Raw genomic sequence first — 20476 nt, 5'->3', positions numbered from 1 at the left:
ATCCATGTTATTAAAGACTCTAAACCGCTTAGTTAGCCGAATTACCTTTATAGCTAAGCGCAAAAATCGTAGTTTATTTCCTCAACCGCGCAATATTGCCTTAGTTTTATCGAGTATAACCTTAAGCTTTTCACTGGCAGCTCATGCCGAAAATCAGCCAAGTAATGACAGTGTGCTTAGCGAGACGGGCTTTAAAAGCTACGTTGCTCAACTGAAAAAAGAAGCGGCCGAAAAGGGCATAGATAAGACTAAGTTAGATTTGGCGTTTGCTGACATTACTTTCAGGCCCACGGTCGTCAAGTCTGACAAAAGCCAGCCAGAGAAAAAAATAACGTTAGATGATTATCTAGCAACGCGAGTACCCGACTGGAAAGTAAAGCAGGCGGTCGAGCAGTACAATGAACACAAAGTGCTGCTTGATGAAATTGCTCAAAAATATGGGGTTCAGGCCCGCTTTATTGTTGCGCTGTGGGGTAATGAGTCTAACTTTGGTAAAATTCAGGGCAACTTTGGTGTGCTGTCTGCACTGGCATCTTTGGCGTATGAAGGGCGACGAGAAAAGCTGTTTAAAGACAACTTTTTTGCGGCACTTCAGATCCTAGATGAAGGGCATATCTCTGTCGAGGCGCTTAAAGGCTCTTGGGCCGGTGCGATGGGACAAACACAGTTTATGCCCATATCCTTTCTAAACTACGCAGTGGACTACGACGGCGACGGCAAAAAGGATATTTGGGGAACCAAGGCAGACGTCTTTGCGTCAATCGCCAACTACCTATCATCTGAAGGTTGGGATAGTGGAGGGACGTGGGGACGCCAAGTAACACTAACCAAACCAGTACCTTTTTCAGGGTTAGCGAAATCTAACATGAAGCCGTTGGCCTTTTGGCAGCAGAATGGCGTCAAGCGCTACAACGGAAATGAACTCCCGAATGCAGAAATCAATGCATCGCTTATTATGCCAGATGGTGAGCAAGGCCGAATTTACTTGGTGTATAACAATTTTCACACACTGATGAAGTGGAACCGCTCGTCTTACTTTGGTGTTTCGGTTGGGTATTTATCAGAGCGGATAAAACGAGGTTACTAATGGCTTATCGTCACATCGATTCTCAAGGCAATGAAATATCACTACCCGTTAGTAAAGTAGTGTGTATAGGTAGAAATTACCTCGACCATATTCAAGAAATGAATTCTACCGTATCTGAAGCACCATTGCTGTTTATGAAGCCAAAGGCTGCCTTATGTCATATGCAGAAGCCTATTGCCATTCCTACCGACAAAGGCGAGTGTCACAACGAACTTGAAGTCGCCGTGCTGCTGAAATCATCATTGAAGAATGCCAGTGATGATGACGTAAAAGCCGCGATATGGGGTATTGGACTTGGTCTCGATTTAACCCTTCGCGAGGTTCAAGCCGAGCTTAAAAAGCAAGGCCAGCCTTGGGAAAGAGCGAAGTCTTTTGACAACAGTGCACCTCTATCAGGTTTTGTGCCGTTCAGTGAGGTAGGCAACTTGGAAGACCTGCGTTTTACCTTAACCATAAATGGGGTGATTAGACAGCAGGGACATACCGAACTGATGTTGCACAAAATCATCCCACTTATCGCCCATATGTCATCTATATTTACGTTAGACAGCGGCGACGTGATTCTTACAGGTACGCCCAAAGGGGTAGGTAAGCTCTGTTCGCAAGATACGATTGTTGCAACGCTAGACAATCATTTAACCGTGGAAACTGAGGTAATAGCAGAATGACGGCAGCGTTTTGGGAAACCAAATCTTTAGAGGAGATGACCCAAAAGGAATGGGAATCACTTTGTGATGGATGTGGTAAATGTTGTCTGCAAAAATTTATCGATGATGACGCGGTAGAAGAATACGAAGTGACCGACCACATTAACGACAATGAGAAGATTCACTATACCAATATTGTGTGTACGTATTTGAACACAAAAAAATGTGAATGTACCCAATATGAAAGGCGCACAGAACTGGTGCCTGATTGCGTGAAGCTGACAAAAGAGAATCTGAAGGATATCTTTTTTATGCCTAATAGCTGCACCTATCGTCGCCTTTATGAGGGAAGGGGCATACCATCGTGGCACCCATTGTTAAACAAGGGGAAGAAACACGTGATGCACGCAAAGGGCATGTCGGTACGTAATAAGACTGTTTTTGAAACCGATGTGGATCTAAATAACTTTGAAGACTATATAGCCATTTGGCCTTTAGAAGACTTAGATTAACGCGCAGAACGCGCGTTAATCGCCATTAACAATCGCATAAAGCAACGCATCGCGCCCGAATACGCGTTTGCGACAAAGCCCTTCTTTTGTACCACCAATTCGCTCTGCTACACGTATACTTGCCTTGTTGTTAGGCTCTATAAAGCATTCCAATCTATGCAAATTCATTTGAGAGAACGCAAGCTTCTTCAAGGCTTCACAAATCGCGGTAGCTAGACCTTTTCCGCACGCGTCTGGTTTAAGCCAGTAGCCAAGATTAGCGGTAAGGTGCGTGTGGTGAATATGATTGATAATGCCCATGCCTAAGCACTTTTCTTCGTGCATTAGCAAGTAGGTAAGTCCATAGCCTGTATCTCGGGCCCTTTCCATGTTGGTGATGCACTGCTTGGACAGTGCTGGTGTAACAGGGCAAACCGCTGAACCAAACCAAGGTTTTACGTGATGGATAGACTGTTGCCCAGCCTCACAAAGCGCATAGCAGTGTTTCTCTGCAATACGCTGAATGGAAATGGGGCCTTGTTCCGTATGTATTGGAGGTAGGCGAGACGGTAGAATGGATAAGTCGATCAAAAGGGTTTCTTATCCAATAATCGACATGCAAACACAATAGCGAACACAGCAAAGTAGGCAGCAAAAATAATTTGCATCCACTCAGCCATTCCCATAGACAAAAACTGCCACGAATCTTCTAAACAGTCACCTTCAGCAGCAAATACAGCGGGTAGCCACTCGTGAAGTTGTAACCATGAAGGGAAGTTTGGCACAATTTCGCAGCTGGCAAAAAATGGGTTCGCAGCATTGAGAATGCCAACGTGCTCTTTGGCAATTAAGAAGCCCCATCCTGCAGATATAGCCCAACCAGCGAAGCCAAGCATGCGTGTAAAGCCGTTGTTTTTAATAACGACAATAAGTGCTGATAACACAATACCATACATGGCGGTTCGTTGATAAATGCACATAATGCACGGCTTTAAACCCATGCCATACTGAAAGTAAAGCGCAGCAATTTCTAATGCCAGTGACGTGGCGAAAAGCACAAGCCATGAAGACTTGTGCTCTGCCCATTGGCTAATGCTGTGAATGATTCCGCGCATAGACTAGTGACCTACCGCTTGAGCACCCGCTTCAGCAGCGGTGTGGTGTTCAATGAGGTGCATGTCGTAAAGCACCTGAGTAGCATCAGCAAGTCCAATGTATGTTGCTAACAAACCAACGATGGTCAGCACGATGGTATATGGCAATGCCATCATAACCATACGGCCGTACGACAAACGAAGCAGTGGCGCGATGGCTGAGGTCAGCAAGAATAGGAAAGCAGCTTGACCGTTTGGTGTTGCCACACTGGGTAAGTTGGTTCCCGTATTGATTGCTACGGCAAGCATATCGTACTGGTCGCGTGTGATTTGACCGGCCTGTAGAGCCGCTGTGACTTCAGTGATATAAACAGAACCTACAAACACGTTGTCACTCACCATCGAAAGCACACCGTTAGCAAGATAGAACATAACCATTTGCGTTTCGCCTTCAAACGACAGTACCCAATGGATTACCGGCTGGAAAAGGCCTTGGTCAATGATAACGGCTACTACGCCAAAGAATACGCAAAGTAATGCGGTAAATGGCAGTGCTTCCTCGAACGCTTTACCAAGTGCGTGTTCTTCGATAACACCGCTCATTGAAGTAGCAAGTACAATTACTGACAGTCCGATAAGACCCACTGACGCCATATGCGTAGCAAGACCAATGATTAACCAAACACCAATTAGCGCTTGGACTATCAGCTTAGCGGTTTCACGCTTACTGCGGCCCTTGTCCATATGGTCGTTGTAGTCGACCAAAATTTGTCTTACCGCTGCAGGTAACTTTGCACCGTAAGAAAACACTCCGGTTTTTTCTAACACTACGGTAGTCAACAAGCCAAATACAAACACTGGCAGTGTGACAGGCGCCATGCGGATAAAGAACTCAACGAAGTCCCAGCCGGCTTTGTCTGCAATAATCAGGTTTTGTGGTTCACCTACCATGGTCATAACACCACCAAGGGCAGTACCTACCGCTGAGTGCATCATAAGGTTGCGTAGGAAAGCTCTGAAGTCTTCTAAGTCGTGGCTACCTAACTCATCGTCGCTAGTGTGGTCGTGATCAGAGTGAAATTCCTTGCCCGACGCCACTTTGTGATAGATAGAGTAAAAGCCTAAACCGACGCTGATAATTACAGCAACTACCGTTAATGCGTCGAGAAACGCCGATAGAAATGCAGATGCAAAAATAAACGATAGGGATAAAATTAGCTTGTTGCGAACCTTAATCACCAATTTGGTGAATAAGTACATAAGCAGGTCTTTCATGAAGTATATGCCCGCTACCATGAATACCAGCAGCAATAACACTTCTAAGTTAACTTCAATCTCATGCATCATATGGCCAGGCGATGTCATGCCTATAAACATCGCTTCGATGAGCAGGAGGCCGCCTGGTTGAAGCGGGTAACATTTCAATGCCATCGCTAAGGTAAAGATGAATTGGATTACAAGCGTCCAGCCCGCTACATAAGGGTCCACCATAAAGATGAAGGGATTAACAATGAGAAAGGCAATAATGGTTTTTTTATACCAGTCGGGCGCATGTCCCAGGAAATTCTTATAGATCGCCGCGATCATTGAGGTTTGCATGAGTTCCTGTTCCTTTTACAACAAAGCACGCATTTTTGCGCATCTTTATACTGTGTAGTTCCGGTTATTGCATACATAAACTGCTGGCACTATGCGATTTATTTCGCCTTACCGCGGTTTTGCTGCTGTCATTATAGTCGGAAATTAAGCGTACATGATATTAACGTCTTGAGAAAGCAATTCACAGACCCCACCATGTGAAAGTCACTGAATATTTATCAGTTTTTTTATGATAGTTATCATTGAATTTGAAAATACGTAATATTTCGAACATAAAATGTACAAGCAGTGTTTAATGGTGTTTGAAATAACACTTTAATTTTAACAAGTTGTTAAAAGCTTTAGTGGACGAGGCATAATTCATTGTGATAATAAAACAGCATCTGGTACAATCAGTTGCAAAATAACAATAACGTGCAGGCGATTAGTTATGATTTATAAGGCACAGAGTCCAGCTGGATTCGCCGAAGAATATATTGTTGAATCTATTTGGAGTGGAAGGTTTCCACCTGGCACCATTTTGCCTGCAGAAAGAGAGCTTTCTGAGTTAATTGGTGTAACGCGTACTACACTGCGTGAAGTACTTCAGCGTCTAGCTCGTGATGGTTGGTTAACAATTCAACACGGCAAGCCGACCAAGGTTAACAACTTCTGGGAAACGTGTGGGTTAAACATTTTAGAAACACTGGCTCGTTTAGACCAAGAAGGGATCCCAGAACTGGTTGATAATTTATTAGCAGCGCGCACTAATTTAAGTGCGGTTTTCATTCGAGGCGCAATTCGAAACAACCCTCAAGAGTCTGCTGAAATTATTGCCCGTTATAAAAATGTGGAGCAAGAAGGTTTAGCTTTTGCCCAGTTCGACTATCAAATGTCTCATGACTTGGCGTTAGCATCTAACAATAACGTATTTGTTTTGATGATGAACGGTTTCCGTGGTTTGTACTCGCGTATTGGTGGCTATTTCTTCTCGCACCAACAAGCACGGGACGTGGCAAACAAGTATTACGCAGACTTGCTTGATGTTGCTGAGAAAGGCGAATACGACCGTGTCCCTGTAGTAGTTAGAAAGTACGGTATAGAAAGTGGAAAGGTGTGGCTTGCTATTCGTGATGACATGCCTAAGGATTTGGTCGACTAAACACTAGGCTACCAAAGGCTGTTGGTTTCCATACGACGGCTTTTACAATAAACAACAAAAGCGCCGCATTATTTCTGAACATGCGGCGTTTTTTTATCGCTTTCTACTAGTGTTCGTTGGTGAGTTTACAGCGATGAAATACAGCTTTACATATCTTGTAACATTTTAACCTTTAATTAATCTCATTCGAGTTAACTATCGCTAGACCCTTAATTGTATTTATATATACTCAGTCTACTTATAAGTTCCGCTTAGTTTAGTTGCCTCCCTATATTTTCAATCACCACAAGTCGATTGTCTTCAACCGTTTGGCAGTAAACAAAGCGCAAATAAAAGTGCACAACAGGAATAATAATGAAATATCTATGGATAGCACTTGCTGCAGGTGGGCTGGTTACAGGCTGTGGCGTCGAAAATAAAACTGAAAACCCTCAACAACTAGCTGAAACTGCAGCGCCATCCGTTATGCTAAATACTCAAGTAAGTGCGCCTGTGGCGAAAAAAGTGCCGCATGAAATGACCGCGCATGGTGTCACCCGTAATGACAATTACTATTGGATGCGTGATGACTCCCGCACCGACGAAGAGATATTGTCCCATTTAGAGCAAGAAAACAGCTATGTTGAGACTGTTTTGGCTCCTCTTAAGAAAAACCGAGAAGCGCTTTATGAGGAGCTCGTGTCTCGGATTGAGAAGGACGACTCAACCGTGCCCGTTCTCGACAATGGTTACTGGTACTACACCAGCTACTCAGGTGAAAACGAGTATCCTATTTATTTAAGAAAACCTTCACTTGACGCTGAACCGCAAGTATTGCTTGATGCAAATCGAATGTCTGAAGGGCATGATTATTTCAGTATTGGCAGTTACGCAGTGAGCAGCAACAACAAATTGCTTGCGTATTCTGAAGATACGCTTAGCCGACGCATCTACACTGTGTATGTCAAAAGCCTAGAGAGTGAAGAAAAGCTTGATGACGTATTAGAAGGTACATCTGGAAGTGTTGTTTGGGCGAACGACAATACCCACCTCTTTTACGTGAAGAAAGACCCGCAGACTCTTTTGGGATACCAAGTCTACCGCCATAAATTGGGCACGTCTCAAAGCGAAGATGTTTTAGTTTATGAAGAGAGCGACCCTACCTTTTATACCTATATCAGTAAAAGTAAAGACGATAGTGTCATATACATTCACCATGACAACACCGAAAAAACAGGTGTGACTTTGATTGATGCGAATAACCCAACGTCTCAAACAAAAGTATTCTTGCCCATTGAAGAGGGACAAGAATACAGTGTAGCAAAAGCGAGTGACGGTTATTTTGTGTTGACCAATATTGGTGCGAAGAATTTTAGAGTGATGAAAGCACCATTAGACGCCACTAACGATGTGTCGAAATGGCAAGAAGTGATTGCACATCGTCCAGACGTTTTCCTTCAAAGTATTGAAGTAATGAACAACCACTTAGTGGTTAAAGAAAAAGAAAACGGCATGCTGCGCTTGGTCGTTCACAATCTAACGTCAAACGAAGAGAAAGTTATTCCAACTCAAGATCCAATTTACGGTGCGTATTTTAATGCAAACCCTGAAATGGATACCAATAAGCTTAGAATTTATTACAGCTCGTTGACCACGCCTGGTTCTATCATTGATATCAACTTAGATACCCTTGAAAGCGAGGTGATGAAACAAACCCGTGTATCTGACACTTTTGACTCCTCTCTCTATGCCTCTGAGCGCGTGATGATTGAAGCGAGAGACGGTACGTCGGTTCCCGTTTCGTTGGTTTATCGCAAAGATAAGTTTAAGAAAGACGGCACCAATCCATTATATCAATACGCCTATGGCTCATACGGTTCGACTGTAGACCCAACGTTTAGAAGCAGCTGGTTGTCTTTGATAGACAGAGGTTTTGTTGTCGCGATCGCACACATTCGCGGAGGTCAAATGTTGGGGCGCGAGTGGTATGAAGACGGCAAAATGCATCAGAAAATAAATACCTTTACCGACTTTATTGACGTTTCAAAAGGACTTGTGGCAAAGCAGTACGCAGACAAAGACCGCGTCTTTGCTATGGGCGGCAGCGCGGGTGGCTTATTAATGGGCGCAATCGTAAATATGGCACCTGAACTCTATCAAGGTGTGAGCGCGCACGTTCCATTTGTTGATGTAGTGACCACGATGAGCGATGCGTCTATTCCGCTGACTACCGGCGAATATACCGAGTGGGGTAACCCAGCCAACAAAGCTGAGTTTGACTATATGCTTTCCTACTCGCCTTACGATCAGATTGAAGCAAAAGACTATCCACATATGTTGGTCACAACCGGACTACACGACTCACAAGTGCAGTACTTTGAGCCAATGAAGTGGGTGGCGAAGCTAAGAGAATACAAAACAGACGAAAACTTATTGCTCTTCAAAACCGACATGGAAGCGGGTCACGGTGGAGCTTCAGGACGTTTCAAACGATTCGAGTCTACCGCGCTTGAATATGCGTTTGTATTGCATCTCGCAGGTGTTCCACTCTAACTCTACACCCACCTTTTTAAAACCAGTCTCCTCTGGTATTTCGCCCGAACAAGTTAGCGCTTTTTCGGGCATTTTTATTTTTTGTGTTTTTAGTATGCGGATTCTAATTGTTAATCGTAAAGTAAAGCCATGGTGTTGAAATACACTCTCATTTAGCATTCATAGGAGCTGAACATGACTACTACTGACACAATTAAAGGTAAAATCAACGAAGCCGAAGAAATGGCACGTAAAATTTGGTTAGCAGGCCTAGGCGCTTATGGTAAGAGCGTTGAAGAAGCGCAGGGGCGTTACGAGAAGCTAAGCGAAGAAGCGAACAAAATGTTTGACGAGCTAGTGACAAAGGGCGAAACGCTAGAAGAAGACGCAAAGAGTAAGTTCAAATCTACGACTAACGATGTTGAAAATCGCGTTGCAGACGTGCGCAAGAAGCTTGGCCTTGATTCAGAGCCAGCTGATCAGCGCATCGAAGAGCTTTCAGCAAAAATCGATGCCTTGACTGAAGCGGTTGCAAAGCTAGCTGCGAGCAAGTAAAACGGTTTTCCTTCTGGGCACCATTTTGTGGTGCCCTCCATGCAGTTTTCATAAGCTTTTCAGTGCTGAAAGTACGTTTTAAAAGCTGCAATTGAGTGACAGCGAAGCATTTTTACAAAGTTCAATGACTGTAGAAACCGTTTTATGCTGTCATGCTTAGTAAATCTCCGTATTGGAGGCGTTATGAGCAACAAAAAAATTCTATCTACAGAATCTGTGTCGACAGTCGATCAAGATTCATCAGTACTTAACGGTACCGCTACTTCACCTCTTAAATCGTCACCTCTATTTGGTTGGCTTTACGCTGGCTCAGATTTGTTATCGGCGAAATTAGACCACGCTGCAGGCGTTGTTAGTCAGAAAATTGATGACACGCAAGAAACCATAAATTCGATGCAGGCGAAAGGGCTTGAAGTTGAAAGCGAGTTAAGACGAACACTTAATCCCTTTGCCTTGGTTGATGCTGCTCAGAAATTAGTGGCGTCAACGCCGCTTTTTTCTGCATTCTCAGGCGGGCAGAAGCGCCAGCAAAAAGAGCAGCAGCTTGAACTATTAAGCGCAAAAGTTGACTTGCTTGTAGAGCAGGTAGCCCTTTTAGCAGCAAAAGAGGCTGCTAAAAAAGCCGAGGCTAAAAGCGCTGCTAGCAAGACTGCAGCGCCCAAGAATACCTCACCAAAGTCTACGCAAGCAACGAGGAGTACATCGACAAAGTCGTCTTCGACTGCTTCTTCAACTTCTCGTGCTCGCAAAGCCAGTACAACCAAATCGGCAGCTGCATCATCAAGTACGACTAAAAAAGCTTCTGCGGGAACAACTAATAAGCGTACTGCGGCCAAATCGACAACTACTAAGAGTGCGGCACAAAAGAAAGCGGCTAGTGCAGAAGCAACGTCGACTAAGAGCGCGACTGATACAACCAAGAACGACGAATAAAAGCACTTCCTAAAGATAAACCTCGCTTTTGGCATGAGCGCCAATTAACTACATACGTGGTTAATTGGCGCAGCTTCGTCCAGAAACGCTTTAAATAGACATAGTGATAGCTGTAGCTAAGTTTAGTTTTACATTTTCTTGAGAGGTGTTTTGTAGAAGTTGTACTATGAGCTTTTATTGAAGTGAAACTTCAATTTTTCTATCACAAACTTCACGTAACTAAGCCCACTATTTATTTTTCGCCCACAAATTCTGATGCTTTTTAAAACCGAAGAAGTCATAGGGTTCCCAGAAACTCGGTACTAAATCGTCAAGTGCGTCCGGAGTGAAGTTGCTCGACAATTGACTCATAATTTCACTTAGTCTGTCTTTCCCTACGCGCATGAGTTTCTTGCGGTTGGCTGGGAAATAAAGGTTTCTTCCTTTGGGAATGATTTCTTGCGTACCGCTGGTAATGTACTTCTGATTTCTTGTTACCACTTTACATAAAGGCTCAGCTGGATTTGCAGGGTTGAGGCCAATCACTATTGCACATTCGTACTGGTCCTTTTCATGACCTTTCTCATTCATCGGTATGTAGGTAATGCCGAACCCTTGTGGGAAATACCCCACAAGCTCAACAAAATCCTGCGCTAACTGCTTATTTAAGCCGCCTTTTTTCGCTAATTGTTCAATGAGCATGTAGCCTTTAGGCAAGCTCATTCGTGAGTAGTCAGACTTAGTTGAAAGCACAATCGAAACATAAATTTGAGGGATCTTTACAATTTCTCCCAGCCCCGTTTTCGACACAAATGCATCTTTTACCAGCTGCTGCAAAAATTCATTGGCTTCTTTGTGAGTTTGAACAAAGCGATCCCTTTCTTCTTTGATGTTTCCTACATACTTAGGTAGGCCTAACCCCTCAGATAAGTACTTTAAAGTGAAGTGATAGTTTAGCTTCAGAAGATCCTTTCGCTGCGACTCTTCCAGCAAACGAAATTCGTCTAGATCGGCATTTTCCCCTTTCAATATGGTGAGTGCGGCAGGGCTTTGCAGGCCAATATCTTGAAGTAAGGCTGCGGTAATTAGCGGTCGTCCAAGCTCAGTTTTCCATTTATCGCGCCAATAGCGGTTCCCACGAAACCGGGATGCAGCTTCGCGATACTTCGAGAGATATTTGTGAGCAATCGTGTCGTGCTCTAAAAGTCTATCGACTAAGCGCAGTGTAAGCACCGCTTTGTAGAGCGGTTTGAAGCGCATGTGCACACGTGCAAAGTTGCCCTCTGGTCCTCGTGTGAGCAGCATAAGTGTACCAAGTAACTTAGCGCTGAGCTGTTGTGTTTCTTGCCAGTTATCGCCCTCACAAAGCTCAATAATTTTGGTGCTTACAGCGTCAAGCCGCTCTATCCTTGCCAGGCGCTCTTCTTCAAGCTTTTCGGTGCTGTTTGTTATTTGCTTGGTCAGTTGCTCAGCAAGCACCTCTTTGTTTTTATTTCCCTCAATTTTCTTTAGCTGAGCTTTCAAGTCTTCAATGTGCTGCTCAAGAGAGGGGGTAAGCGAAAAATAGTGACTCGCATCCTCGAACACCGAACCGTAGCCCGTTTCTTGAGGATAAATCATATTGATTAGTTGTTTTACTTGCTGCGTGTAAATGCTGTCGGGGTTTTGGCTTTGTGCGCTCACCGTTTTCCTTTCAAAAGATGCTGCGAATTGCCATTACTTTGCCATTGGCAATTCAAGACAGGTCAAGCGACGCACACGCTATCTTACTTCGTGCCCAAGCTCTACTGCCTCACGTTTTTTCAATTGGCCTAAATGATACCGTAAATTTTCGCTAATTTTGGTATTTCTTTTAATAACATGAAGTTGCGGCCATGATGCCCGTTCGCCACTGACAATCAACTGATCGATGCTTTCGCGCGTTGGATTAGACAACACCTGCGATAAATTTCTCATTTGGCGCTTGGGTAAAATATTGATGTTACCTACGTATTGCTGATCAATGATAGAACGAACTTTATGAATAGCCAATTTGGCACTTTTATTACCAGTTAACCTTTCAATGATATCAATGGCGAAAATACTGTTAGTTTTCGCTAGTTGGCCAAGATGGCGCGCAGACATGTCCCACAGCGAGTTGGGGTCAATGCGGTTTGCGGAAATGAATGGCACTGCCAACGGGTTTGTTTGGCTCACGATACTGTGATTTACGCCATATAGCCTCGCTAAGCGCTCGAAGGGAAGGTCGGCCATTAATGAGCCATCGGCAAAACGACGGTTGGGAATATAAGGCACAATATCGCCCGAAGGCGTTTTCGCTCTTAACTGTACAGGGCTAAAAATGATGGGAACTGCACAGGATGCACGTACCGCTTGAGTAATAATTGCATTCGGTGAGGTTTTAGCATTTAACAAGCGCGAATGTTGATGGAGGTCGGCAGGGGATACCGTCACAGTAATGTGTCGACCTGTTTTCTTAAAAGCTTCCTCAAAAGTGGTGAGGTCGAAAAGTTCAATCAGCGCATTTTCGAGCACGGAACTATCAAATAGCCCTTTCTTTCCAAGACCGGCAAAGCTTCGCCAGTGTTTAAAAGTCTCGTAAATAAAGTCGGCGCTGAGTGCTTCTAATAATTGGTCGTGAGTTCGTGTACCCAACATGGCTGCGATGATAGAACCAGCACTAGAGCCAGACACTACGGTAGGTAACAAATTCTTTTCGTTTAATGACTTAACCACGCCAGCATGGAAAAAGCCTAAGCCTGCGCCACCTGAAAGCATAAGGCAGCTGCGCCCGAAGGCGTGTGCAGTTTCTTCAAAAAATGACAGTTTCTCGTAAAAGTCTACATCTTGCTCATCGGCGTGATAAATTTGCTCTAGCGCCAATATCACTTCGTCAATAAACTGTTCAATAAGATATTTAGTGCCTATTTTACACTGGGTAAGTAATACGGGGTTGGCAATATTGCCTAAATTGCCGTGTAGCCCCTCGTGCAGAATCGACATAAGCGCATGTAAATCGCCTTTGCCTCTGGCAAGCTGTAGGCGCTGAACCCGTTTGCGAATTAGTTTGTAGTCGTAATCATCGTTAGCGTCTTCGGCTTTCCATTCCTCAGCACCAGACAATGCATCGTGCGCTAAGCACGCGGCCTTATATTCATCATAATTGCCTGCATGCTCGATTTCATGTTCAAGCTTTTTTAACCGCAAGTCGAATACTGCCATGACGAGTACCTATTTTTGATTGATGAGGGCTGTGCCTTCTACTCATTGGAAAAAGTACACTGACCCGAAAAACACCAGCAAAACGATAGTTTTCATTTAGAACGCAGTTCTCAAAAATTGCAGGCCTTTAAATGTCCATATAACGAAGACTCAAAGCAAGGGCTTGAGAACAGCGGTTCATACACTATTTTGAGTGTATGGCGTAAATTTAGAATTCACTACCTAATCGTTTGTTGTTGAGAAAACTGATGCACTTTAGGTGAATCACACAAGGTCAAACGTTCTAACTTTTAGACTTCCATTTAGCTGTTTTCAATCAACAATTAGCAGTAATTTCACTTTTTACATTGACCATTTCATAAGCACTCAGTAGCCTGAGAGAGAAAATAATAAATTGGACCACATGTTCGTAGTATGGAATGGAACTTTGAAACACTAAGTCTGCTATCAATTCCTTTAATTAGCGCTATTGTTGGATGGCTAACCAACTATCTGGCGGTAAAAATGATGTTTTACCCCATTGAGTTTGTTGGTATTAAGCCTTTCTTAGGGTGGCAGGGACTCATTCCTGCGAAACGCCGCCAAATGGCCGAGATTGAGGTTGAACTAGTGCTAGGCAAACTGCTTAGTGTTGAAGAGTTAGCACAGCGTTTAGACGCAGACGAGCTCACAAAAGCAATTGAGCGGCGTTTAAGTCAAGTTATTCGCAAAGTCGTTAACGATGTAATGGCAGAATCTGCGCCTCAACTTTGGGCTGCGTTACCTGTACAGGGCAAAAATTTAGTCTATCAACGGATCGAAAACGACATTCCTAATGTGGTTCATAAAATGGTGGACGACTTTCAGCACAATGTTTCAGAAATTTTAGATATTAAAGAGCTGGTGGTAGAGCAGCTGGTGAATGCGCCCGAGCTCGTTAATGAAATTTTCTTAACGGCAGGCAGCAAAGAGTTTCCGTTTATTGTGCGTTCTGGCTTCTATTTTGGCTTTTTGTTTGGTTTGCCCACCATGCTACTTTGGTATTTCTACCAAGCATGGTGGATTCTGCCGTTAGGTGGGCTGCTTGTGGGTTATGCCACTAATTGGATTGCTATCAAAATCATATTCGAACCCAAACGGCCAAGAAAACTGGGGCCTATTACTATTCAAGGTATGTTTTTAAAGCGCCAAAAAGAAGTGTCCGAAGTCTATTCAAACATTATTGAAGAAAAGCTTATAACGCCTAAAAACATCACCCATGTAATCTTGCATGGTTCAGGCTCAGCCCAGCTTTTAGAACTCATTGAGCTTCATGTCAACGACGCTATTGAACGCTATGTTGCAATAGCGCAACCGTATTTTGCGTTGGGTGTGGGGTCAGGAAATTACCATAAAATGAAGGCACTAGCGGTGCGTCAGATATTTGATAATTCTGATAAGTATCTGCTTTATGCGTTTGATTACGCTAATAATGCTATGCAGATTGGGCACGATTTAAGTGAACGCATGCAGGCGTTAAGTGTTGAAGAATTTGAAGGCGTTTTGCGCCCAGCGTATCAACAGGATGAGTGGAAGCTCATCGTAACCGGCGCTATTCTAGGTATGGTAGCTGGTATTGCTCAACTCTATCTGGTGTTTATGTAGCGTGTTTCACGAATAAAAAAATTAACGCACTGGGTTGGCAAAGGATTGAACTAAATTATGAAAACCGCGCAGAAAATACTACTCACCGCGCTAACCTTATTTAATGAGCACGGCGAAAACACCGTTACCAGTGTTGATATCGCTATTGAGCTGGATATTAGTCCGGGGAATCTCTACTACCACTTTAAAGGCAAGGACAGCCTGGTTAACGCGTTGATGAAAATGCATGAACAGCAGATGCAGAAGATACTAAGCCGAGAAAAGCTCGATACACTTCATCCTGAAGAAATTATGTATTACCTGTATTTGCTTATAGATAGTATTCATGTATTTCGCTTTTTCTACCGTAGCCCGGCTGACTTAGCAGAAAAATATCCCAGTATCGTGCGCCCTAGACAGCACATATTGTCTAGCTTAAATAAGCAATTAGCGTTTCTTTTTGAGTCACTATCGAAACGAGACATTCTTATTGCCTCAAAGGCAGACAGGGCACTTATGGTGGATTTAATGTCCTTAATCATCACACAGTCTTGTCAATTTGATGAATTAAACAGCCATATGGATAGTAAGCTGCAGCGCTATCATGCCTTGTCGCTGATGATGGTAAGCGTATTGCCAAGATTGGCGCTATCCGATGAACAAAAACAGCAGTTAGAACAGATGCTCGACTCTCATGACTTTATGAGAGATGCCTCAACCCCGTCACCCCTCGACTTCGCGTAAAGGAATAGTAATGGCAAAAACGCTCAGTTTCTTAGATAAGTCATTTTGGATTACCGAGTCAGACGAGAATCCAAAACACGTAGCTTGCTTGCAGCTACTTGCCATACCTAGAGGGGTAAAAAGTACCGAATATGTCCCTCAATTATTCCAAGAAATAAGAAGCTTTGCCCGTGCTACTTCTCCCTTCAACTGTGCGGTAAAAACGGTATTGGGATACCCGGTGGGATTTGCGCCGGTAAAAAAGCTCAACATGGATTATCACGTTCAAATTCATCGCGTTGTTGATGTTACAAATCGCGAAGCACTCGATGCGTTTGTAGCAAGATTACATGCTTCGCGGTTAGATCCCGACAAACCCCTTTGGCAATACCATTTCATCTTTGATGACAACAGCGAGACGTTTGCTATTTATGCGCGGGTTCATCATATGTATGGCGATGGGGCAACCTTAGTGCGCTGGTTCCAAGCGGGATATGTATCAAACTCTCATGAGACTAAGTTCACACCAGTATGGGCAGTAAAACGACTGCGCCATAAGCGCAGAGAGCCTGTGAGCTTTTACAAGCGCTTAGTGGGAGTGGGTTACGCGCTTAAAACCGCGCTCGATTTGCTAATTATCTTTATTCGTATATTCATGAAAGTGCTGCGAGTGAACCCACATTATATGCCTATTCCTTTCACTGGTACGAAAACAGTGCTGACTGGACAAGTGAAAGCGGGAAGGGCTGTGGCTACCATGGACTTAGACTTTAAGCGTGTGAAAGCTCTGGCAAGGCGAACGCGCTCTACGGCAAACGAGGTGTTGCTATGTGCCTTCGATATTGGCGTACATAAACTGCTGCAAGACCACGGGCAAGTATTTAAAAAAGCCTTGTTCACCAATATGCCAATAAATTTGCGTAAACCCGGCGAGAAAACCACGGGTAATAAGATAGCCATTGTGCCGGTGCAGCTTGCTCACGGCGAAACTGATCCTTATTTACGCTTGCGCCAAATCGTAGTGAACCACCGCATTGTAAAACATGCAGCGCAGCACGCGCGGCCCGCAGCATTTAGCGGCTATACCATTGTTATTCAATCGCTTGCACTGGTCTTTGAGTGGTTAAGGCTATCTAGCGTAGTCAAACCCATTGCCAACATCTTAATCTCCAATGTACCTGGGCCAAAAGATACGCGGTATCTAAAAGATGCAGAGCTTCTGGCTTGTTACCCCATTTCTACCATGACGCCTGGTGGCGGGGTAAATATTACGCTTATGACATATGCAGGCACGGCAAATGTGGGATTAGTGTGCTGCAATAAGAATATTGAATCGCTACAGCCGTTAGCGCGCTACGTCAAAGAGGCGTTCGATATGCTTGAAGCAAGTGTGGACGATCCCAGGCTAAACATCGACGATATTGGCGAACAGGTGGATACCGTCCCTGTTTCTATTGTGTCAGATCACTAGCGTGCATTGTTCCAAACAGTAAGCGTTGTCATTCAATGAGGTAAAAGCGCAGTACGTCGTCTTCTACACGCACGTTTTGGCCAGCTTTTGAGAACAGAACCTCGCGCCAATGGTCGTTACGCATGGTATGGCTTAAGTCTTCCTGCTTAATTTGCTTTTTAATGGCGTTGTTAATGAGAGGGATGTGGTAGTCCAACACTGCTTGTTTCGAGCCAGATAAATAGACCTTTAGATAGTCTGCAGCCATATTGGATGTGCCGGCGCTAAACAGTGATAACGCTGATTTTAGAGAGCCACCAAGCAAAGAATTAACGCTTTTGGGGAAGAGTTGCGACATCAGAAATTGCGTGTCTTTAATCAACGCGTAATCATCGTTAACTAAGGTGACGCTGTCAGTGGCGACGCCAGTCAAATAGAGTGTACTCATATTTTTGTCGTAATAGGGTGAAGCCGACACGGTAAATACAACATGAGCGCGATAAATAGTCGTGGTGGCAACCACAATATTAAGCGCAGCGAGGCACTGCAGACCAATACGGTTGCTTTCACTATCTAGCGTTATATTTCCTTCAAGCACGGTAACCGTCCCGGTTCCCATGGGGATATCGAAAGTGAATGAGTAGGGAAAGCTGCCTTTTACGAGGTCATGAAGCTCTGATTTCGTGAAGTCGTCGTGCGTCAGCTTGCCCCATTTCACAAGCCATTGTGCAAGGTAGACTTTACATTTGTCTTTAAACGATAGGTTTTTGGTCAACGTTCATTCTTAGCCTAAATCTACTAGGCGGTGGCTTGTTGTTAGTTTTTTCAGAGTAGGGGCTACTTCGATATAGCACTTAAGTTATCAGGATTATTAGATTTTTTAAATCTTACAATTTAAGTCTTTTCTTGGCGAAGTGTTGTTTGGTAATCTGGTCGTACCACAACGTTTTTTTAACATTTAATAGTCTTGCCCTCAAGGAGTTGGCGAAATGAGCGAAGTACTGAGCAAATACGATTACATTATTGTAGGCGGCGGTTCTGCGGGCGCGGTGCTTGCCACCCGTTTATCAGAAAACCCCGCGTTAGATATTTTGCTATTAGAGGCTGGCTCAAAGGACACTAATCCGCTTATTCATATCCCGTTTGGGTTGTCTTTACTCAGTAGATTTGAGGGGATTGGCTGGGGTTATCACACAGCACCCCAAAAAGAGATGTATGACAGAGAACTGTTCTGGCCCCGCGGTAAAACCTTGGGCGGCAGCAGTTCGGTTAATGCGATGTGTTATATTCGCGGGCAAAAAGAAGACTACGACCGTTGGGCTAATGAAGAAGGGGCTGAAGGTTGGTCTTTTGATGATGTACTGCCTTATTTCAAACGCTCTGAGAACTTTGAAGAAGGTGCTGATGAATACCACGGCACAGGCGGCCCACTAAATGTTAGCAAGCTTAGGCATACCAGCGTGCTGTCAGACGCATTTGTGAACTCAGCGTCGATTGCAGGCTATCAACAGCTCGACGACTTTAACCGAGACGACAGAGAAGGGTTAGGGTATTACCATGTTACGCAGGCCAACGGGCAGCGCTGTTCAACGGCGAAGGGATATTTAACGCAGGCCAAACATCGCAACAATTTAACTGTACTTACAAGAGTCGCAGCCGAAAAAGTGCTGTTAAAAGAGGGGCGTGCAATTGGCGTTCAGGTACGAGAAAAAGGCGTAGTAAATCGCTATTTTGCTAAAAGCGAAGTTATCCTGTGTGGCGGCGCGATTAATTCACCTCAACTTCTTATGCTTTCAGGTATAGGACCCAGAGCAGAGCTAGAAGAAAAGGGGATTTTTGTTCAGCAAGATTTGCCTGGTGTGGGCCAAAACTTACAAGACCATCTTGATGCAATTGTACAATATACTTGTAAAGCGAGAGAGGGCTATGCCGTGGCGTTAGGGGCCTTGCCTTCCTACGTAAAAGCCACCGCAGACTATGCGTTTAGGCGCAAAGGTATTTTCTCGTCCAACATAGCCGAAGCAGGTGGCTTTGTTAGCTCAAGCTTAGCGACACAAGGTCCAGACATCCAGTTTCACTTTCTACCGGCAATTTTAAACGACCATGGAAGACAGTTAGCTTTTGGTTACGGTTATGGCCTTCACGTATGTTGTCTATACCCCAAAAGCCGCGGCACTATTTCGCTTCAAAGCAACCATCCTGCTGATCAAGCCTTTATTGACCCCAATTATTTGACTGCAGAGGAAGATCAGCAGGTCATGATTGAAGGTGTGCGCATTGCCCGTAAGCTGCTATCTGCACCAGACTTCGACAAGTTCCAAGGCAGTGAACTATATCCTGGGGTAGAAGCACAAACAGATGAAGAAATATTAGAGTTTTTACGTGAGCGTGCTGAAACCATCTATCACCCAATTGGTACCTGTAAAATGGGCAGTGATGACGATGATATGGCAGTGGTTGATACCCAATTGCGGGTAAGAGGTATAGCAGGTCTTAGAGTGGTAGACGCTTCGGTGATGCCCAGCCTAATTGGCGGCAATACCAATGCGCCTACCGTTATGATTGCTGAACGTGCTGCTGAGTTTATTAAAGCGACGCACGAAGGTCAGCCAGTATCTATGGCTAAAGCGGAATCGGCGTAACTAAAAAAGTGCTACGAGCGAGTCTTCGTCTCGCTCTGGCAATTCATCCGTTCTAAGCATCCATTTGCTTTTGCATAAACAAATCTGCTGCACAATCACACATTTCCTCGATATGACTGCTGTCAGCGTAGATACCATCAATGAGCAATCGTGCAATCCCGTGTAGCGTGCCCCAAGTAACCTGTGCGAGTCTCAGCGCATCCTGATTATTTGGGAGAAGCCCTTTATCTTGCCAATAGCGCGTCATCGTCACCTGAAACTGAAAGCAGGGAAATGCAACCTCTTTCAAATCGTTGGTCGCCGCTTGGTTTTGCCAAATAGTGCGACCAAACATCAATTCGTACATCTCTGGGTTGTCGGCAGCGTAGCCAATGTACTCGTGCACAAATTCGCGGAAACGTGCTTGCGGTGTTTTGTCTTCTTGCTCGAAGATTCGTTTAGCTGCGGTATGCCAATCGCTAAAGCCTTTGGCTGCAATGGCACTCAAAAGCGCACTCTTGTCTTTAAAATGATGATAGGGCGCAGTACGTGACACTCCAGCATCTTCTGCCAGCTTTCTAAGAGATAAACTATCAACGCCGTGCTCAGACAAACGCGCGGTAGCCGCCTCTATAAGGGCACTGCGTAAATCGCCGTGATGGTAGCTTTGTACTGCATTAGCCATAAACCCGATGTTTCCATTTTCAAAATTGAGACGAATAGATAACGTTTTATCTTGACACTGTCAACATAGCCTTTTATCTTGACGCTGTCTAGTTTGCAAATTTGTTAACAGGAACAGCCCAAGGAGACAGCGCAAA

Annotated in this window: 18 protein-coding genes; 11 read left to right on the top strand and 7 right to left on the bottom strand. The window is 44.4% G+C overall.

Annotated features, from left to right (window positions below; translation table 11 throughout):
* Positions 1 to 4 precede the first annotated feature (4 nt).
* Genes F0261_RS08540 through F0261_RS08530 form a run of 3 tightly spaced genes read left to right on the top strand, consistent with a single transcriptional unit; the run spans position 5 to position 2246 of the window.
* Positions 5 to 1087: a lytic transglycosylase domain-containing protein gene (locus F0261_RS08540; RefSeq protein ID WP_171337702.1), complete on the top strand. Its 1083-nt coding sequence runs from the start codon at positions 5 to 7 to the stop codon at positions 1085 to 1087.
* Positions 1087 to 1755, top strand: a complete 669-nt coding sequence (locus F0261_RS08535) for a fumarylacetoacetate hydrolase family protein (RefSeq protein WP_014979715.1) — start codon at positions 1087 to 1089, stop codon at positions 1753 to 1755. Before F0261_RS08540 ends, F0261_RS08535 begins: the two co-directional genes overlap by 1 nt.
* Positions 1752 to 2246 carry a YcgN family cysteine cluster protein gene (locus F0261_RS08530; protein ID WP_014950000.1) on the top strand — a complete coding sequence of 165 codons (495 nt, stop codon included), beginning with the start codon at positions 1752 to 1754 and terminating at the stop codon, positions 2244 to 2246. The genes F0261_RS08535 and F0261_RS08530 overlap by 4 nt, the downstream gene beginning before the upstream one ends.
* 15 nt (positions 2247 to 2261) lie before the next feature.
* Here the strand turns inward: F0261_RS08530 and F0261_RS08525 are convergent, their stop codons facing one another.
* From F0261_RS08525 to nhaB, 3 genes are read right to left on the bottom strand one after another with little or no spacing between them, the layout of a single operon-like run.
* A complete protein-coding gene (locus F0261_RS08525) occupies positions 2262 to 2816 on the bottom strand; it encodes a GNAT family N-acetyltransferase (RefSeq protein ID WP_171337701.1) in 555 nt (184 codons plus the stop codon).
* Entirely contained in the window at positions 2813 to 3340 is a 528-nt protein-coding gene (gene dsbB / locus F0261_RS08520; protein ID WP_061095412.1) for a disulfide bond formation protein DsbB, read from the bottom strand. The genes F0261_RS08525 and dsbB overlap by 4 nt, the downstream gene beginning before the upstream one ends.
* Before the next feature lie 3 nt (positions 3341 to 3343).
* Entirely contained in the window at positions 3344 to 4918 is a 1575-nt protein-coding gene (gene nhaB / locus F0261_RS08515; RefSeq protein WP_014979713.1) for a sodium/proton antiporter NhaB, read from the bottom strand.
* 430 nt (positions 4919 to 5348) lie between these two features.
* On the opposite strand from nhaB, the gene fadR reads away from it, so the two are divergent.
* The 4 genes from fadR (at position 5349) to F0261_RS08495 (ending at position 10058) form a co-directional block, all read left to right on the top strand.
* Positions 5349 to 6059, top strand: coding sequence for a fatty acid metabolism transcriptional regulator FadR (gene fadR, locus F0261_RS08510; RefSeq protein WP_014949996.1), 711 nt, complete (start codon positions 5349 to 5351; stop codon positions 6057 to 6059).
* Positions 6060 to 6413: 354 nt separating this feature from the next.
* Positions 6414 to 8591 carry a S9 family peptidase gene (locus F0261_RS08505; protein ID WP_171337700.1) on the top strand — a complete coding sequence of 726 codons (2178 nt, stop codon included), beginning with the start codon at positions 6414 to 6416 and terminating at the stop codon, positions 8589 to 8591.
* Positions 8592 to 8765: 174 nt separating this feature from the next.
* Complete coding sequence (locus tag F0261_RS08500; RefSeq protein ID WP_014949994.1) at positions 8766 to 9125, top strand: phasin family protein; 360 nt, start codon at positions 8766 to 8768, stop codon at positions 9123 to 9125.
* A 183-nt stretch (positions 9126 to 9308) separates the two neighbouring features.
* Positions 9309 to 10058, top strand: a complete 750-nt coding sequence (locus F0261_RS08495) for a hypothetical protein (protein WP_171337699.1) — start codon at positions 9309 to 9311, stop codon at positions 10056 to 10058.
* A gap of 228 nt (positions 10059 to 10286) precedes the next feature.
* Here F0261_RS08495 and F0261_RS08490 read toward each other — a convergent pair whose 3' ends face one another.
* Together F0261_RS08490 and F0261_RS08485 are read right to left on the bottom strand one after the other, a co-directional pair.
* Entirely contained in the window at positions 10287 to 11720 is a 1434-nt protein-coding gene (locus tag F0261_RS08490; RefSeq protein WP_171337696.1) for a hypothetical protein, read from the bottom strand.
* Between the two features lie 78 nt (positions 11721 to 11798).
* The gene (locus tag F0261_RS08485) at positions 11799 to 13259 is read right to left on the bottom strand and encodes a DUF3336 domain-containing protein (RefSeq protein ID WP_171337694.1); all 1461 of its coding nucleotides are present in this window, start codon (positions 13257 to 13259) and stop codon (positions 11799 to 11801) included.
* 414 nt (positions 13260 to 13673) lie between these two features.
* Between F0261_RS08485 and F0261_RS08480 the strand changes: the two genes are divergently transcribed.
* From F0261_RS08480 to F0261_RS08470, 3 genes are read left to right on the top strand one after another with little or no spacing between them, the layout of a single operon-like run.
* The gene (locus tag F0261_RS08480; RefSeq protein ID WP_171337692.1) at positions 13674 to 14882 is read left to right on the top strand and encodes a DUF445 domain-containing protein; all 1209 of its coding nucleotides are present in this window, start codon (positions 13674 to 13676) and stop codon (positions 14880 to 14882) included.
* A 57-nt stretch (positions 14883 to 14939) separates the two neighbouring features.
* On the top strand, positions 14940 to 15605 hold the full coding sequence (locus F0261_RS08475; RefSeq protein ID WP_171337690.1) for a TetR/AcrR family transcriptional regulator: 666 nt from the start codon (positions 14940 to 14942) through the stop codon (positions 15603 to 15605).
* A gap of 10 nt (positions 15606 to 15615) precedes the next feature.
* A complete protein-coding gene (locus F0261_RS08470; RefSeq protein WP_014979707.1) occupies positions 15616 to 17055 on the top strand; it encodes a wax ester/triacylglycerol synthase domain-containing protein in 1440 nt (479 codons plus the stop codon).
* A 28-nt stretch (positions 17056 to 17083) separates the two neighbouring features.
* Here F0261_RS08470 and F0261_RS08465 read toward each other — a convergent pair whose 3' ends face one another.
* Entirely contained in the window at positions 17084 to 17809 is a 726-nt protein-coding gene (locus F0261_RS08465) for a DUF1439 domain-containing protein (protein ID WP_171337688.1), read from the bottom strand.
* 214 nt (positions 17810 to 18023) lie between these two features.
* Here F0261_RS08465 and F0261_RS08460 point away from each other — a divergent pair, with 214 nt between their 5' ends.
* The gene (locus F0261_RS08460) at positions 18024 to 19676 is read left to right on the top strand and encodes a GMC family oxidoreductase (protein ID WP_171337686.1); all 1653 of its coding nucleotides are present in this window, start codon (positions 18024 to 18026) and stop codon (positions 19674 to 19676) included.
* Positions 19677 to 19728: 52 nt separating this feature from the next.
* On the opposite strand, the gene F0261_RS08455 is transcribed toward F0261_RS08460, so the two are convergent.
* Entirely contained in the window at positions 19729 to 20340 is a 612-nt protein-coding gene (locus F0261_RS08455; RefSeq protein ID WP_171337684.1) for a TetR/AcrR family transcriptional regulator, read from the bottom strand.
* Positions 20341 to 20476 lie beyond the last annotated feature (136 nt).

The organism is Alteromonas sp. 07-89-2 (genome assembly GCF_013113925.1).
In the GTDB taxonomy this organism is placed as follows: Bacteria; Pseudomonadota; Gammaproteobacteria; order Enterobacterales; family Alteromonadaceae; genus Alteromonas; species Alteromonas macleodii.
This window is presented reverse-complemented; position numbering and strand designations above follow the sequence as displayed.

Bases quoted from the DNA above. Each gene is read 5' to 3' on its own strand.
- F0261_RS08485 (WP_171337694.1), bottom strand. From the start codon at position 13,259: ATGGCAGTATTCGACTTGCGGTTAAAAAAGCTTGAACATGAAATCGAG.
- nhaB (WP_014979713.1), bottom strand. From the start codon at position 4,918: ATGCAAACCTCAATGATCGCGGCGATCTATAAGAATTTCCTGGGACAT.
- F0261_RS08500 (WP_014949994.1), top strand. From the start codon at position 8,766: ATGACTACTACTGACACAATTAAAGGTAAAATCAACGAAGCCGAAGAA.
- F0261_RS08535 (WP_014979715.1), top strand. From the start codon at position 1,087: ATGGCTTATCGTCACATCGATTCTCAAGGCAATGAAATATCACTACCC.
- F0261_RS08480 (WP_171337692.1), top strand. From the start codon at position 13,674: ATGGAATGGAACTTTGAAACACTAAGTCTGCTATCAATTCCTTTAATT.
- F0261_RS08475 (WP_171337690.1), top strand. From the start codon at position 14,940: ATGAAAACCGCGCAGAAAATACTACTCACCGCGCTAACCTTATTTAAT.
- F0261_RS08460 (WP_171337686.1), top strand. From the start codon at position 18,024: ATGAGCGAAGTACTGAGCAAATACGATTACATTATTGTAGGCGGCGGT.
- F0261_RS08540 (WP_171337702.1), top strand. From the start codon at position 5: ATGTTATTAAAGACTCTAAACCGCTTAGTTAGCCGAATTACCTTTATA.
- fadR (WP_014949996.1), top strand. From the start codon at position 5,349: ATGATTTATAAGGCACAGAGTCCAGCTGGATTCGCCGAAGAATATATT.
- F0261_RS08530 (WP_014950000.1), top strand. From the start codon at position 1,752: ATGACGGCAGCGTTTTGGGAAACCAAATCTTTAGAGGAGATGACCCAA.
- dsbB (WP_061095412.1), bottom strand. From the start codon at position 3,340: ATGCGCGGAATCATTCACAGCATTAGCCAATGGGCAGAGCACAAGTCT.
- F0261_RS08470 (WP_014979707.1), top strand. From the start codon at position 15,616: ATGGCAAAAACGCTCAGTTTCTTAGATAAGTCATTTTGGATTACCGAG.
- F0261_RS08505 (WP_171337700.1), top strand. From the start codon at position 6,414: ATGAAATATCTATGGATAGCACTTGCTGCAGGTGGGCTGGTTACAGGC.
- F0261_RS08495 (WP_171337699.1), top strand. From the start codon at position 9,309: ATGAGCAACAAAAAAATTCTATCTACAGAATCTGTGTCGACAGTCGAT.
- F0261_RS08455 (WP_171337684.1), bottom strand. From the start codon at position 20,340: ATGGCTAATGCAGTACAAAGCTACCATCACGGCGATTTACGCAGTGCC.